Here is a 14,285-nt window from a genome sequence, read left to right on the forward strand (position 1 = left end):
GGTTCACCAGCCTTTCGAGGGATCGGCCGGGCGCCGGCGCCCGGCCGCGCGCCGGGAGGGCCCGAAGGAGGAGTCGAGCGTGGCGCGCACCCATCCGGTGGCGGCGCCCGACAGCAGCGCCACGTGCGTGAGCAGGTGCACCCCGGTGAAGAAGGCCAGGAACGCCGGGCCCTTCTCCCGCAGCACGAACCGTGACAGCGGCGGATCGCAGAGCGCGAACGCGGCGAGACAGGCGCCGGTCAGCGACAGCGCGGGCGGCCACACCAGGCCGGCGGGGACGCTCGCCGCGGCCAGCGCGACGGCGAGGAGGCCCGGCACGCGGTTGACCTTCAGGGCGTCGGGCCGCAGCCGGTTGCGGGCGGAGAAGCGCAGCAGTTGCGCGCGCCGGTACTGCTCGGCCAGCAGCGGCAGGAGCCGGTCGGCCTCGTCGTGGCGGCCGGTCACCTCGGCTGAGATCCGGATGCGGTGCCGCGCCAGCAGCCGCTCGCTGTACTCGTCGTCCTCGGCGCAGCGCAGGTTCTCGTCGAACGGCCCCACCTCGTCGAAGACCGCCCGCGGGACGGCGGCGAGGGCGAAGACCGCCGTGGCCGTCGGGCCTGCCGCCCGGGTGAGGGCGTGGTGCAGGTGCAGCGTCCGGTAGACCTCCACGGGACCGTCGTCGATGAGCGGTTCCTTGGCGTAGACGCCGTAGACGCACCCGCATCCGGGGTCCTCGCCGAGCAGCCGCACCGCGTTGAGCACCGCGTCCGGGGCCAGGCCGACGTCGGAGTCGAGGAAGAACAGGATCTCGCCGCGGCCCGCCGCCGCCCCGGTGTTGCGGGCCGCCGACACGCCCCGGTTGCGGGGGTGCGTCACCAGCCGGCACGGGAAGGCGCCCGCGATCTCCCGGGACCGGTCGGTGCTGGCGTCGTCGACGACGATCACCTCCAGGCCGGGGTAGGTCTGCGCCAGTGCCGCCGTGAGGCAGGCGCGCAGCGTCTTGGCCGAGTTGTGCACCGGGACGACGACCGAGACCAGGGGGTACGGCCGGGACATGACTGCCGCCTTTCGCGTCGTGGGGTTCATCGCAGGACCGTCGCGGCCAGCGCGGGATGGTGGGCCAGCACGAGCGTCACGCCGAGCACGACGGCCAGCGCCACCGCCGTGGCGGCCAGGCCCCGGTCGCGCAGCACCCCCCGCACCGGATCGCCGCCGCCCCCCTCGACGAGCACCACCTGCAGGTAGCGGAACAGGGCGAAGATCACGAATGGCGTGGCCAGCAGCATCGCCGGCTGGCCGTAGGGGCCGAACGGCGCCTCGGTGCGCAGGTACATCAGGCCGGCGACCGCGGTGAGCACGCAGGTGAGCTGGAGCATCTGGTCGGCCAGCCCCACCGAGTAGCCGCGCAGCGCGGGCCGGTGGGCGGTCCCGGACTCCAGCAGCTCCTGGCGCCGCTTGCCGGTCACCAGCAGCAGCGACACCGAGAACACCGCGACCAGCAGCCACCCGGAGACCGGCTCCCCGATCGCCGCGTACCCCTGGACGACGCGTAGCGCGAAGCCCAGCGCGACGGCGCACACGTCGATCAGGGGGATGTGCTTGAGCACACGGGTGTAGGCGACGTTGAGCGCCAGGTAGGCCAGCAGGGGCCAGTACGGCCGGCCGGGACCGGAACCGGCCACCACGCCGAGCAGCGCGAGCAGGGCGGCGCAGTACAGGCAGGCGGCCCAGACCGGCACCCGCCCGGCGGCGACCGGACGGTGGCGCTTGACGGGGTGGTGGCGGTCCCGGTGCCGGTCGGCGATGTCGTTGCCGACGTACACGCAGGCCCCGGCCAGGACGAAGCCGGCCACGGCCCAGCCCGTCGCGCCGAGCATCGCGAGGGTCCAGACGCTCGCGTCGGCGAGCGCGAGGGGCACCAGCAGGACGCTCTTGGCCGCGTGCAGCGGCCGTATCAGGGCCACCAGGTCCGCCGGCAGCCCCGGCCGCCGGCCCGGCGCACCGTCCGCCGTGCCGTCCGGCGCACGGTCCGCCGTGCCGTCCGGCGCACCGTCGGCGAGCGGCTCCGGCGGCCGGGCCACCCCCTGGGAGCCGGGAGGTTCGATGACACGCATATGCACCTCCGGCCGGGATCAGAAGAAGACTTTCGCGAGCGACAGCGCGCCCTGTCGCCACGCGTCGCGGCTGGTCCGGCCGGCCGCGGGCGCCCCGCGGCCCTGCTGCCGCCGGTTCTCCCGCCACCAGGCGTAGGTGCGCAGGATCGCCTCCTGGTTGGAGAAGCGGGGCTCGAAGCCGAGACGGTCCCGGGCCTTGTCGATGCTGACGTAGGAGTCCGCGAGCAGCTTGTACAGCAGCCGTTCGTACACCGGGGACAGCCCCGTCCTGCCCAGCAGCCGCAGCGCGGCCAGGGTCGGCCCGGCCGGGAGCGGCACCAGCCGCCTGCCGTGGCCCGCCGCGTCGAGCACCGTCTGGAAGTCCTCGCGCAGGGTGCCGAACGCGGCGGCGGCGATGTTGAAGGTGTCGCCGGCCACGTCCGCGGGCGCCTGGAGCACGCGCAGGATCGCCTCGACCAGGTCGTCGATCGCGAGCATCTGGATGCGCACGTCGCCGCGGCCCAGCAGCGGGAAGTTACGGCCCTCCTCGGCCCATTCGAAGAGCATCGAGAACAGTCCCATGCGGCCGGGGCCGAGGAAGGTCTTGGGCCGCAGGACCGGCACGCACATCCCCTCCTCCCGGAACGCCTCCGCCACCTCCTCCGCCGCCGCCTTGGCCCGGCTGTAGGGGTCGACCGGCTCCCGGGGATGGCTCTCGGCCGTGGGGACAGTCCGCGGCAGGCCGTACACCGCCGTGGAGGAGACGTGCACGGCGCGCGGCACGCCGGCCCGGCGGGCGGCCTCCAGCACGCTGCGGGTGCCCCCGACGATCACGTCGCGGATCTCGCCGGCCGGGTAGCTCGGCAGCGCCGCGGCGCAGTGCACCACCGCCTCGGCCCCGGTGACCAGTCCGGTCATCAGCGGGGTGTCACGGACGTCGCCGATCGCGTACCGCGCCCGCGGGCACCCGTCGGAGCGCGGGCGCAGGTCCACGCCCAGCACGTCGTACCCCGCCTCCGTCAGGCCCCGGACCAGGTTCCCGCCCAGCATCCCGGAGCTGCCCGTGACTACGACCCGGACGGCCATCGCGGCGCCACCTTCTCCCGCACGAACCGGGTGAGCAGCCGCGGCAGGCCCTGGTCCAGGGTGGCGGCGAGGCTGTCGAGGAAGTACTCGACGTCCGCGGGCTCGACGACCAGCGGGGGCGCGGCGACCAGCGGGTTGTCCCCGTTCAGCGTGTAGTAGGCGTAGACGCCGTGGTCGCGGTAGAGCGCGTCGACGACCGAGCAGGTGATCAACTTGATGCGGAAGTTGGGATCCTTGGCCAGGCCGCCCGGGGCGAGCCTCGCGGCGAGGTCGAGGATCTTCGGCCCGCCGTCCAGGAAGATCCCGTACAGCGCGCCCGCGCCCCGCACCGCGGCCACCGTGTCCGGGTGCTCCTTGCGGATCCGCTCCAGGCCCGGTGCGAGGACGCGCTCGATCTCGCGCGCCCGCCCCGGATAGTCGTCCTCGACGGCGACGTTGACCGCCTCGATCGCGGTGGCGGTCTCCTCGCCGAACCCGTAGTACGTCGTGCTGGTGCTGTGCATCACCGAGTCGGCGAGGTTGTCGTAGGCCTTGCGGAACACCCGCTCGCGCGCGATGTACGCCGAGATCGACGACTTGCCGCCGCCGAACGACTTCGACGTGGTCACGATGTCCGGGACGAGGCCGGGATGGCGCATGAAGTAGAAGAGGCTGCCGGTCTTGCCCCAGCCCGTGTAGATCTCGTCGAAGATCAGCATGATGTCGTCCGCGTCGCAGAGCTCCCGCAGCCCGCGCAGGAACTCCTCGGAGCAGGAACGCATGGTCGAGGCGCTGAACGGCTCGATGATGATCGCGTACACGTCGCAGCCGCCGTCGCGGGTGCGCGCCGCGGCGGTCGCGGCGCGCACGGCGTCCAGGTCGCCGTAGGGGAAGGCGCCCACCCCGGGGATGCCCGGGAAGCGGAAGCGGTCCTGGGCGCCGGTGAGGGCGCCGGAGCCCAGCAGCTTGCCGTGGAAGGCGATGTCGGCGCGGAGGATCCGCTGCCGGCGCCCGCCGTGGTACTTGTAGGCGAGCTTGACCGCGCCCTCCACCGCCTCGGCGCCGGAGTTGGGGAAGAACGACATGTTCAGGTCGCCGGGCAGCAGCTGGGCGAGGTTGTGGCCGAGCGCCGCCACGTAGGGTGAGAAATAGGTCTTGTGCACCTCCATCCGGTGCGCCTCCTGGAAGCGCCGGCGGGCGGCCAGGACGCGGGGGTGGTTGTGGCCGTGGTTGAGCACGCCGACCCCGCCGGTGAAGTCGAGGATCCTCCGGCCGCCCCGGGTCCAGATCCAGGCGCCCTCGGCGCGCTCGACGAGCTCCCGGCCGAAACCGAACGAGGTCATCAGCGACACCTGGCTGCGGCTGACGTGTTTCCGGTAGAGGTCGTGAACGTCTCTGGCGGTGAGCCGCTCGCATTCTTCGAGGCTGATCAGTTCGGACACGCGCACTCTCCTCTCCCCGTCGCCGGGGAATCGGTGCTCATCGGGACGCGGCGCCACGGTTCCGGCGGCCCGGGACTGCGGTCGGTCCCGGGACCCCTCCGGAAGTGAAGTGGAGTCGCATTGACGATGCGGTCCGGCTGTCAAGGGCGGGTAAAGGCGCGGCTTGACACCGTCGAGTCACGCGTTTGCAGATGATGAGACAGATGGGGAGCCGCGAGCCCGACGTCCGGCGTGTCCGTTCTCCGGCGCGGGCCCGGCCGGTCCCGCGGGCGCCGTCTCACCATTCGAGAACGCTCCGGTCCGGTATGGCGTGCCGGGGGGAGGGCGGGGGTGGACGCCCACGGCTCCGCCGTCCGGCGGGCGATGACGGGGAGCGCGAGAAACGCCCCGCCTTTCCGCCATTCATCCGGCCGGTCGAAAAGATCCGGAAAGGTTTATCCGGAAGGCGGGTCCGGGCCGGTGGCGCCGTGATCCGGAACGGGCGGGACGCCGTCCGGTGCGGCCGCGGCCGTGCCCGGCCGGCGACCGCCGATTTCGGCGAGATCCTCGCCCTCCGTCTTCGCGGTGCGGGACTTGACGGGCAGGTGGTGGGCTACGGCGGGCCGGCCCTCGTTAATGCGGCCCTGAATCGTGGTTGTGGCCAGCGATAAATAGAACATGAGCACCATTTATCGGGCAATTCGCCGTGAACTTCAGATATCGACACGTGGTCATATATATGGGTATATGGCGCTGATGATATGTGGCTGTGCGGCGCTGACGGACGGAGCGGCTTCGGCCGCCCGAATATCGACGGGCCAGGACCTGCCGCGGGGCGGACGGCGTCCGGCGGTGCCGGGTCATGCGCTTTAGCGTCCTCGGCACGCTCGAGGTCCGCTCCGGTGACCACCGGCTGGTCCGGCTGGGCGCCGCCAAGCAGCGCACCCTGCTGGCGGTGCTGCTGCTGAACGTCAACCGGCCCGTCCCCGCCGACCGGCTGGTCGAGGCGCTGTGGCCGCAGCGGCCGCCCCGCACCGCCGCGGTCGCGCTGCGCACCTACGTGTCCGCGCTCCGGCAGGCCCTCGGGCTGGCCGACCGGACCGAGCCCCCGCTGCTGTGCACCGTGCCGGGCGGCTACCAGATGCGGCTCTCCCCGGCCGACCTCGACCTGCTGACCTTCGAGGAGCTCGCGGCGCAGGGACGCCAGGCGCTGACCGACGGGCGGCCGGGACTGGCGGCCGAGCGGCTGCGGCGGGCGCTCGGGCTCTGGCGCGGCCGGCCGTTCGAGGACGTCGCGCTGGACCCGGCGCTGGACCAGGCGCTGGGCGCCGAGCTGGTCCGGCTGGAGGAGCGCAGGCTCGCCGCGCAGGAGACCTGGATCGACTCCCAGCTCGCCCTCGGCCACCACGGCGACCTGCTCGCCGAGCTGGGGGCGCTGGTCACCGAGGAGCCGCTGCGGGAGCGATTACAGGCCCAGTGGATGCTCGCCCTGTACCGTTCGGGCCGTCAGGCCGACGCGCTGCGCGCCTACCGGGAGCTGCGCCGGCAGCTCGTCCACGAGCTCGGCGTGGAGCCGAGCCCACCGCTGCAGCGGCTGCACCGCCAGATCCTGGCCGGTCACGCCGACCTGGCCCCGCCCGCGGACGCCCCCGGTGCCCCGCCCGGTACCCCGTCCGGGGGCGCTTCCGGTCCGTCCGGTGCCGCGTCCGGGGTCGCCTCCGGTGGCCCGGCCGGTGGCCCGTCCGGAGTCCCGGCCGGTGGCCCGTCCGGAGTCCCGGCCGGTGGCCCGTCCGGAGTCCCGGCCGGTGGCCCGTCCGGAGTCCCGGCGGTGCCCAGGCAGCTCCCCCGGGACATCGCCAGCTTCACCGGCCGGGCCGCGGAACTGGCCCACCTGCTGGCGCTCGCCCATCCGGCGGACCGCCCCGACGCGCCCGTGCCGGGTCCGGGGGCCCCGGCGTCCGGCCCCGGGGTGCCGGTGATCGGCGCCATCCGCGGCATGGCCGGAGTCGGCAAGACCACGCTCGCCGTGCACGCCGCGCACCTCCTGGCCGACCGCTTCGCCGACGGGCAGCTCTTCGTCGACCTGCACGGCTTCACCCAGGGGGTGGCGCCGGTCGACCCGGCCGACGCGCTGGACCAGATGCTGCGCTCCCTGGGGGTGCCCGGTGAGCAGATCTCACACGACCTCGACTCCCGGGCCGCCCTCTACCGGACCCGGCTGGCCGGCCGGCGCGTGCTCATCCTGCTGGACAACGCGCTCGGCGAGGCCCAGGTGCGGCCCCTGCTGCCCGGCACGCCCGGCTGCCTGACGCTGATCACCAGCCGCAGGCGCCTGGCCGGCCTCGACGACGTCCGGACGCTCTCCCTGGAGGTCCTCCCGCCCGGCGACGCGCTGACGCTGTTCACCCGCACCGCCGGTGAGCAGCGCCTGGCCGGCCAGCCGCCCGGGCTGCTCACCGAGATCGTCGAGCTGTGCGGCCGGCTGCCGCTGGCGATCCGCATCGCCGCCGCCCGGCTGCGCGTCAGGCCCGGCTGGACCCCGGCGGACCTGGCCGGCCGGCTCCGCGACCACCAGCACCGGCTCAGCGAGCTCGAGGTCGGCCAGCTCAGCATCACGGCGACCATGGACCTGTCCTACCACCACCTCAGCCCCGGCAGGCAGGGCATGTACCGGCTGCTCGGCCTGCACCCGGGGCCCGACATCGAGCGGCACGCGGCCGCTGCCCTGGCGGGCACCACCCCCCAGCACGCCGGCCATCTCCTCGACGACCTGGTCGACGCCCACCTGCTGCAGGAACCGGTCCCGGGCCGCTACCGCTTCCACGACCTGGTGCGCACGCACGCCACCGCCACCCTGGCCGACGAGGACGCCGACGCCGACCGGCGCACCGCGCTGATGCGCCTGTTCGACCACTACATCCGTACCGCTTCGGCCGCCGTGGACACGGCGCACATGTACGAGACCGACCACCCCGTCCGCGCCCGGGGACAGGACGCCCGCTCCGGGGCCCCCGGCGACCGGGCGCGCGCGTCGGAGTGGCTGGACGCCGAGCTGACCAACCTGCTCGCCACCGCCGCGTACGCGGCCCGGCACGGCTGGCCCGCCCACGCCCTGCACCTGTGGGCCTCCCTCCACCGCCACCTGCACACCCGCGCGCACTACACCCACGCCCGCACCCTGCACGGCAACGCCCTGCACGCCGCCCGCGCCCTCGCCGACCGCGACCGCGAGCTCGCCGCCCTGTGCGGCCTGGGCGACGTGCATCTCGCCCAGGGGCGGTTCGGGCGGGCCGCCGACTACTTCGAGCGGGCGCTGGAGATCGCCCGGGTGACCGGCAACCGGGACGGGGAGCTGGGCGCCCTGTGCGGTCTGGGGCACGTGCACCGGGCGCAGGGCTGGTTCGGGCGGGCCGCCGACTGCTTCGAGCGGGCGCTGGAGATCGCCCGGGTGACCGGCAACCGGGACGGGGAGCTGGGCGCCCTGTGCGGTCTGGGGCACGTGCACCGGGCGCAGGGCTGGTTCGGGCGGGCCGCCGACCACTTCGAGCAGGCACTGAAGATCGCCGACGTCACCGGCAACCGCGACGGCGAGCTGCGCGCACTGACCGGCCTCGGCATCACCCACCTCATGCGGGGCGAGCACCGGCCGGCCACCGACTGCTACCGCCGCACCCTGCGGATCGCCCGCCGGATCGGCGACCGCAACGCCCAGTTCGAGGGCCTGTACGGCCTCGGCCGTGTCCACCAGGCCACCGGCCGTCCCGACCGGGCCTTCACCTACCACCGGACCGCTCTCGACATCGCCCACGACCTCGGTCATCCGGCGGGCCAGGTGCGCGCCCTGCACGGCCTGGCCCGCGCCCACCGCGACCTGGGCCGGCACGAGGAGGCCCGCGAGCAGTGGCGGCGCGCCCTGGACATCCTCACCGACCTGGGCGTCCCGGAGGTCGAGGAGATCAGCGCTGAGGAGATCTATGCCCATCTGCGTGATCCCGACCGCCGGTCATAGCGGTCTTCGGCCCATCTTGGAGGGTATTGCGACGACTGTTGGGTTTAACCCCTGTTTTCCTGGCGGATACAGGCGCAGACTGGGCGGATGGAGGCGCGGCCGGCCGTAGACGACGCCGCTCTCGGGCGCGAGGCGTGGTCCGTGCTCGACGCGAACTGGACGGGGTCCGCCACCGTGCCCGCACCCGGGCTCTACCCCCACCAGTGGAACTGGGACTCCACCTTCGTCGCGATCGGCCTGGCCCGCTGGGACACCCGGCGGGCGGGGACCGAACTGCTCAGCCTGCTGGCCGGGCAGTGGAGCACCGGCATGGTGCCGCACATCGTCTTCCACCCGTCCCACGCCGACGCCTACTTCCCCGGCCCCTCCGTCTGGCGCTCGCAGGACCATCCGGCCTCCCCCAACAAGGCGATCACCTCCGGGCTGACCCAGCCGCCGCTGCAGGCCCTGGCCCTGTGGTGGGTGTGGCGGCACGCGGCGGACCGCGCCGAGGCCGCCGCCCTCGTCCGCCGGCTGTATCCGATGCTGGTGGCCCAGCACGACTACCTCGCCACGACCAGGGACCTGGGCGGGGGCGGGCTGGCCGCGATCGTGCACCCGTGGGAGTCGGGGATGGACGACAGCCCCGTGTGGGACGCCCCGCTGGGAGCGCTGCCCGCGGTCCGCTACGCCTACCGGGGCGAGGAGCTGCCCGACAGCCACCAGGACCGCTACATCTGGCTGGCCCTGCGTTACCGCGACTCCGGCTACGACGGCGCCTACCTGCGTGACGAACATCCGTTCGCGGTGGAGGACCCGCTGTTCAACGGGATCTGGCTGGCCTCCTGCCAGGTGCTCGCCGAGCTGGCCCCGCTGGCGGGCGCCGACCCCGGGCCGCACCGGGAGGCGGCCGAGCGGATCCGCGCGGGGGTGCTGGAGCGGCTCTGGGCCGACGGGGTCTTCCGCGCCCGGGATCTGCGCAGCGGGCGGCTCAGCCCCGTCTGCACGATCGGCGGTTTCGGGCCGATGCTCGATCCCGGCCTGTCCGCCGACCGGGTGGAGAAGCTGGTGGGCGTGCTGGAGTCGCCCCGGTTCATGGGCGCCGCGGGATACCCGGTGCCGAGCTGCGAGATCCGCGCGCCGCAGTTCGACCGGTCCTGCTACTGGCGGGGGCCGTCCTGGGTGAACACCAACTGGCTGCTCCGGCGCGCGCTGGCCGTACACGGCCTGACGGGGCCGGCGGGGCTGCTCGGCGCGGGCACCCTGCGCCTGGTACGGCAGGCGGGCTTCCGCGAGTGCTTCGACCCCTTCGACGGCAGCGGCCGGGGCAGCCGGGACTTCTCCTGGTCGGCCGCGCTCACCCTCGATCTGCTCGCGGATAACGTGGACGCATGAAGCTCTTCAACCGCATGCCCGCCGAGGTCCGCGCGGCCGTCGCGCCGACCGACCGGGTGCTCACCTACGCCGAGGGGCCGGACGGCTACGTGATCGCCACCGACAAGGCGCTCTATCTGGGCGGGGTCAGGCTGCCGTGGTTCCAGGTGGACCGCGGCGTGTGGGACGAGGAGGGGCTGACGGTCGTCACCACGGCGGGAGGGTCGCACCGGGCGCTGCTGCCCGAGCCGGGGCGGATCCCCGAGGCCGTGCGGGAGCGGGTGACCGCCTCCATCGTGGTGAACCAGTACGCCCCGCTGGACGCGCGCGGGGGAGTCCGGCTGGTGGCCAGGAGGACCGGAGACGACCAGATGATCTGGGAGTTCGTCTTCGACCCCGGCATGGACCCCACCGACCCCGGCCTGCAGGCCCTGGCCGAGCAGGCGCTTGAGGAGACGCGCCGCAGCTTCGGCGTCTGAGCGCGGGCGGGAGCCCGAGCCCATAGAGACCCGAGCCGGGCAGAGACACGAGCCGGGCAGAGGACCGAGCCGGGCAGAGGACCGAGCCGGGCAGAGGACCGAGCCGGGCAGAGGACCGAGCCCGGACGGGCGTCCGAACGTGGACGGGCGTCCGGACCTCGGGCGGAGGCCCGAGGTCCGGGCCGGCGGTCTCGGCCCGGACCTGCGGAAGGCCCCCGCGGGGGCCTTCCGTCCGTCAGGGGTGTCCGTCATGGGTGTGGAGAGGTGGCCTTGTCATCCTCCGGCCAGCCGGTGCCCGTCTCGTCGTGCTTGTCGGCCTGCCAGCCGTTGTCCGAGTGCAGGAACGGTAGCCGGTTCTTGGCCGCGTGGGTCACCTTCGTCTTGGCGGCGCCGGTGACCTTCGAGACCCGCGCGCCGACCAGGCCGGCGGTCTCCTGCACCCTCGGGCTGTCGGACACCCGCAGGGCCATCCGCTTGATCTGCTCGTAACGCTCCCGCCCGGCGCGGCTCCCCAGGATGTAGCCCACAGCAAGACCCACCCCGAACATCATCCGGTAACGCATCTCCACCTCCACAGCCATGCTCCGCCGGACCCTACCCGCGGATCGCGGGTCGTTTCCGACCTACCCCGGTGTAGCGATGCGACACACACGCTCAGAGTGCGCTAATCTATTCCTGCGCCGCAAGGAGCGAGGAAAACTCCCCGGTCAGAGCGGCGCAAAGCACGATCCCGTGTAGCTCAATCGGCAGAGCAGCCGGCTGTTAACCGGCAGGTTATAGGTTCGAGTCCTATCGCGGGAGCCACACACAGAAGGCCCCTGGAGCCCAGCTCCGGGGGCCTTCGGCGTTCTATGGTCCGATTCGGGAGACAAATCCTCCCCGGCCGTAGAAGATGTCAGATACCGCGTCATGTATCGCTATGCTCGCCAGTCAGCGAGGACGGCGCGGTCGCCGCGGAACACAACGATCGCAGTGGGGCAGGGCCGCTGCACACAGGGCACCGCGCCGCCCGGAACGGCCGTCCGTGCCCGTGAGCACGCATGGGTGGTTGTTCTGTGCTGATCTGGCGGAGGTCTCGGCGTCGTGCACCGGAGCTGATGGGCGGTGTCCGGCGCGCGGCGGCCAAGTTCTTGAGGGCGAAGGAGCCTGTTCCGGTCGTGCAAGAGATCGATACCGCGGCGGCCGCGGACTTCCTGAGGTTGTTCCACGCGGAGAATCCCGAGGCGGGGCCGGTGGAGGCCCGCATGCGCGAAGTCCAGATCGAGATCTACCGGACGGGGAGCTACACGCACACCCCGGAGGAGCTCGCCTTCGGCGCCCGGGTGGCCTGGCGCAACAGCTCCAGGTGCATCGGCCGGCTGTACTGGCACTCGCTGCAGGTGCGTGACCGGCGCTGGGTGAACACGGCCGAGGACGTGGCCGTGGAGTGCGTCAACCACCTGAGGGAGGCCGCGCCCAACCGCAAGGTCCGGCCGACGATCACGGTGTTCGCCCCCGACCGGCCGGGCAGGCCGGGCCCGAGGATCTGGAACGAGCAGCTCATCCGCTACGCCGGATACGCGATGGACGACGGGTCCGTCGTCGGTGACCCCCGGTATGTGGACTTCACCACGATGGTGCGCAAACTCGGCTGGCCCGGCGGCCCCGGCACGCATTTCGACGTGCTGCCGCTGGTCGTCTCGGCGGGCAACGGCTCGCCGCTGATGTTCGGCGTGCCCGCCGACGCCGTGCTGGAGGTGGAGCTCACCCACCCGTCCTACCGCTGGTTCGAGAAGCTCGGGCTGCGCTGGCACGCCGTACCGGCGATCTCCAACATGTGCCTGGAGATCGGCGGGATCCACTACCGGGCGGCGCCGTTCAACGGCTGGTACATGGGCAGCGAGATCGGCGCGCGCAACCTCGCCGACATCGACCGCTACGACCTGATGCCGATCATGGCCCAGCTCCTGGGCCTGGACACCTCCACCGACCGCTCGCTCTGGCGCGACCACGCCCTGGTGGAGCTGAACGTGGCGGTCCTGCACTCCTTCGACCAGGCCGGGGTGACGATGACCGACCACCACACCGAGTCGCGGCGATTCCTGACCCACCTGGCGCGTGAGGAGAAGGCGGGCCGGGTCTGCCCGGCCGACTGGAGCTGGATCGTCCCGCCCATCTCGGGCTCGGCCACACCGGTCTTCCACCGCTACTACGACGAGGCGGAGCTGTCGCCGAGCTACGTCCACCACCCCGATTCCGTGGAGCGGGGGCTCGGCCGCTGGCCCGTGCCGGGGTGGTGACGGAGGGCGGGACGGCGGCGCGGCGGCAGGGGCATTGCGGAGAGGCCGTAGAACATGGTTCGGTATGGAGACCGGGCAAGGAGGGCGCGCAATGATGGACCTGGTGCTGTCGTCGGTCGAGCAGGGCGTGCTGACGCTGACGTTCAACCGGCCCGAACGGCTCAACGCCTGGACCGACACGATGGGGCGGCGATACTTCGACCAGCTCGCCGAGGCGGAGGAGAACCCGGAGGTCCGGGTGATCGTCGTGACCGGGGCGGGGCGGGGCTTCTGTGCCGGCGCGGACTTCCAGACCCTCAACGCCATCCAGGACGGCTCCTACGAAGGGGAGCCGGACAAGCGGCCCACCACCTTCCCGGCCACCATCGGCAAGCCGGTCATCGCGGCCGTCAACGGCGCCTGCGCCGGCCTCGGCATGGTCCACGCCCTGGTCTGCGACCTGGTCTTCACCGCCGCCGAGGCCAAGTGGACGACCGCCTTCGCCCGCCGCGGCCTGATCGCCGAGTACGGCCTGTCGTGGATCCTGCCCAGGCTCATCGGCCAGGCCCGGGCCATGGACCTGCTGCTGTCCGGCCGCACGTTCACCGGGGCCGAGGCCTACCGGCTGGGCCTGGCCGCCCGGTCGGTGCCCGGGGAGAATCTGCTGGAGGAGACCCTGGCCTACGCCCGCGAGCTGGCGACGCACAGCTCGCCGGCGTCGATGGCCGTGATCAAGCGCCAGGTCTGGGGTGACTGGGAGCGGACCCTGGAGGCGTCGGAGTCGGCCGCCGTGCGCCTGATGACCGAGTCGTTCGGCCGCCCCGACTTCGCCGAGGGCGTGGCCAGCTTCGTCGAGCGCCGCGCCCCCAGGTTCCCGCCCCGGTGAGCCCGCCCGCCGCCGGGCCCCGCCCCACGGCGGTGGCGCGGGGCGGTCAGGTCACGTGGGACAGCCAGTGGGGGGCGGTCCTGAAGGGGGCGGCGCCGGTGGTGACGGCCTCCATCAGCCGGGCGGCCGTGGCGCGGGCGTTCTCGATGACCTCGGGGGGATAGGCGTAGCGGACCTGGTGCTCCTCGAACTCGTCCTCGTCGTCCAGGATGATCCGGCCGTCGCGCATGCGCATGACGTCGAGGTCGAGGTCGACCATGGTCACCTCGCCGTCGCGCCACTCGGGGACGGTCGAGATGTCGCAGTAGATCTCGACCCTGTTCGGCTCGGCGTTGAAGGTGGCCGTCCACCAGGCGTCGCGGGGGAAGAGCATCACGAACGCGTCGGCCCAGGTCACCGGCGGCTCATCGCCCCTGCTGCCGCTGGAGCCGGCGACGCAGCCGGTCCAGACGCCGTGCTCGTCCTCGCCGAGGAGCAGCGCGGGGTGGTGCCAGTGCAGTGAGCCGTCGTATTTGCGGTAGACCACATTCACGATCTCGCGTGTCATCCCCCGACAATAAGGGTTGACAGAGATCTATGTATTTCCTACCTTCTAACTAGGTTAAGAGTGTCAGTGCAGAGCCCCGGCTCACTGACCGGCAACCCTCGCACCGCGGCGGGGTGCCCCCGGGGGAGACCTGGCGGCACGGTCGGCGTGCCGCAAGCGCGGACCCCTCAACGGGTCACCGAGGCATGCCTGGGA

Annotated in this window: 12 protein-coding genes, 1 tRNA gene and 1 riboswitch; of the genes, 6 read left to right on the plus strand and 7 right to left on the minus strand. The window is 73.0% G+C overall.

From position 1 onward, the window contains the following. Positions 1-3: 3 nt before the first annotated feature. The 5 genes from ACZ6R6_RS02090 to ACZ6R6_RS02110 all read right to left on the minus strand — a co-directional run bounded on the left by ACZ6R6_RS02090 (position 4) and on the right by ACZ6R6_RS02110 (position 5,247). Positions 4-1,035, minus strand: a complete 1,032-nt coding sequence (locus ACZ6R6_RS02090) for a glycosyltransferase family 2 protein (protein ID WP_470089420.1) — start codon at positions 1,033-1,035, stop codon at positions 4-6. A 26-nt stretch (positions 1,036-1,061) separates the two neighbouring features. Next, positions 1,062-2,093 carry a UbiA prenyltransferase family protein gene (locus ACZ6R6_RS02095; RefSeq protein WP_470089422.1) on the minus strand — a complete coding sequence of 344 codons (1,032 nt, stop codon included), beginning with the start codon at positions 2,091-2,093 and terminating at the stop codon, positions 1,062-1,064. 18 nt (positions 2,094-2,111) lie between these two features. After that, a complete protein-coding gene (locus ACZ6R6_RS02100) occupies positions 2,112-3,158 on the minus strand; it encodes an NAD-dependent epimerase/dehydratase family protein (protein ID WP_470089424.1) in 1,047 nt (348 codons plus the stop codon). Then, positions 3,140-4,579, minus strand: coding sequence for an aspartate aminotransferase family protein (locus ACZ6R6_RS02105; RefSeq protein ID WP_470089425.1), 1,440 nt, complete (start codon positions 4,577-4,579; stop codon positions 3,140-3,142). The genes ACZ6R6_RS02100 and ACZ6R6_RS02105 overlap by 19 nt, the downstream gene beginning before the upstream one ends. A gap of 434 nt (positions 4,580-5,013) precedes the next feature. Further along, positions 5,014-5,247 (minus strand): hypothetical protein, encoded by a 234-nt coding sequence (locus tag ACZ6R6_RS02110; RefSeq protein ID WP_470089427.1) that lies wholly within the window; start codon positions 5,245-5,247, stop codon positions 5,014-5,016. Between the two features lie 173 nt (positions 5,248-5,420). On the opposite strand from ACZ6R6_RS02110, the gene ACZ6R6_RS02115 reads away from it, so the two are divergent. The 3 genes from ACZ6R6_RS02115 to ACZ6R6_RS02125 all read left to right on the plus strand — a co-directional run bounded on the left by ACZ6R6_RS02115 (position 5,421) and on the right by ACZ6R6_RS02125 (position 10,399). After that, positions 5,421-8,567: an AfsR/SARP family transcriptional regulator gene (locus ACZ6R6_RS02115; protein ID WP_470089428.1), complete on the plus strand. Its 3,147-nt coding sequence runs from the start codon at positions 5,421-5,423 to the stop codon at positions 8,565-8,567. Between the two features lie 87 nt (positions 8,568-8,654). Beyond that, positions 8,655-9,941 carry an MGH1-like glycoside hydrolase domain-containing protein gene (locus ACZ6R6_RS02120; protein ID WP_470089430.1) on the plus strand — a complete coding sequence of 429 codons (1,287 nt, stop codon included), beginning with the start codon at positions 8,655-8,657 and terminating at the stop codon, positions 9,939-9,941. After that, a complete protein-coding gene (locus tag ACZ6R6_RS02125; RefSeq protein ID WP_470089431.1) occupies positions 9,938-10,399 on the plus strand; it encodes a hypothetical protein in 462 nt (153 codons plus the stop codon). The genes ACZ6R6_RS02120 and ACZ6R6_RS02125 overlap by 4 nt, the downstream gene beginning before the upstream one ends. Positions 10,400-10,647: 248 nt before the next feature. Here ACZ6R6_RS02125 and ACZ6R6_RS02130 read toward each other — a convergent pair whose 3' ends face one another. Beyond that, positions 10,648-10,962: a YtxH domain-containing protein gene (locus tag ACZ6R6_RS02130; protein WP_470089518.1), complete on the minus strand. Its 315-nt coding sequence runs from the start codon at positions 10,960-10,962 to the stop codon at positions 10,648-10,650. Between the two features lie 165 nt (positions 10,963-11,127). On the opposite strand from ACZ6R6_RS02130, the gene ACZ6R6_RS02135 reads away from it, so the two are divergent. From ACZ6R6_RS02135 to ACZ6R6_RS02145, 3 genes are all read left to right on the plus strand, one after another. Continuing rightward, positions 11,128-11,203 (plus strand) — tRNA-Asn (locus ACZ6R6_RS02135). Between the two features lie 353 nt (positions 11,204-11,556). After that, positions 11,557-12,678, plus strand: coding sequence for a nitric oxide synthase oxygenase (locus tag ACZ6R6_RS02140; RefSeq protein ID WP_470089433.1), 1,122 nt, complete (start codon positions 11,557-11,559; stop codon positions 12,676-12,678). A 91-nt stretch (positions 12,679-12,769) separates the two neighbouring features. Beyond that, positions 12,770-13,543, plus strand: coding sequence for an enoyl-CoA hydratase-related protein (locus tag ACZ6R6_RS02145; protein ID WP_470089434.1), 774 nt, complete (start codon positions 12,770-12,772; stop codon positions 13,541-13,543). Between the two features lie 46 nt (positions 13,544-13,589). Here the strand turns inward: ACZ6R6_RS02145 and ACZ6R6_RS02150 are convergent, their stop codons facing one another. Then, positions 13,590-14,090 (minus strand): DUF402 domain-containing protein, encoded by a 501-nt coding sequence (locus ACZ6R6_RS02150; protein ID WP_470089436.1) that lies wholly within the window; start codon positions 14,088-14,090, stop codon positions 13,590-13,592. 52 nt (positions 14,091-14,142) lie between these two features. Continuing rightward, positions 14,143-14,255, plus strand: a riboswitch (SAM riboswitch). Positions 14,256-14,285: the final 30 nt, after the last annotated feature.

This window comes from Streptosporangium sp. NPDC048886 (assembly GCF_055586905.1).

Coding starts and splice junctions, on each gene's coding strand:
- ACZ6R6_RS02095 (WP_470089422.1), bottom strand. CDS start 2,093: ATGCGTGTCATCGAACCTCCCGGCTCCCAGGGGGTGGCCCGGCCGCCG.
- ACZ6R6_RS02130 (WP_470089518.1), bottom strand. CDS start 10,962: ATGCGTTACCGGATGATGTTCGGGGTGGGTCTTGCTGTGGGCTACATC.
- ACZ6R6_RS02145 (WP_470089434.1), top strand. CDS start 12,770: ATGATGGACCTGGTGCTGTCGTCGGTCGAGCAGGGCGTGCTGACGCTG.
- ACZ6R6_RS02110 (WP_470089427.1), bottom strand. CDS start 5,247: ATGGTGCTCATGTTCTATTTATCGCTGGCCACAACCACGATTCAGGGC.
- ACZ6R6_RS02100 (WP_470089424.1), bottom strand. CDS start 3,158: ATGGCCGTCCGGGTCGTAGTCACGGGCAGCTCCGGGATGCTGGGCGGG.
- ACZ6R6_RS02125 (WP_470089431.1), top strand. CDS start 9,938: ATGAAGCTCTTCAACCGCATGCCCGCCGAGGTCCGCGCGGCCGTCGCG.
- ACZ6R6_RS02120 (WP_470089430.1), top strand. CDS start 8,655: ATGGAGGCGCGGCCGGCCGTAGACGACGCCGCTCTCGGGCGCGAGGCG.
- ACZ6R6_RS02115 (WP_470089428.1), top strand. CDS start 5,421: ATGCGCTTTAGCGTCCTCGGCACGCTCGAGGTCCGCTCCGGTGACCAC.
- ACZ6R6_RS02090 (WP_470089420.1), bottom strand. CDS start 1,035: ATGTCCCGGCCGTACCCCCTGGTCTCGGTCGTCGTCCCGGTGCACAAC.
- ACZ6R6_RS02150 (WP_470089436.1), bottom strand. CDS start 14,090: ATGACACGCGAGATCGTGAATGTGGTCTACCGCAAATACGACGGCTCA.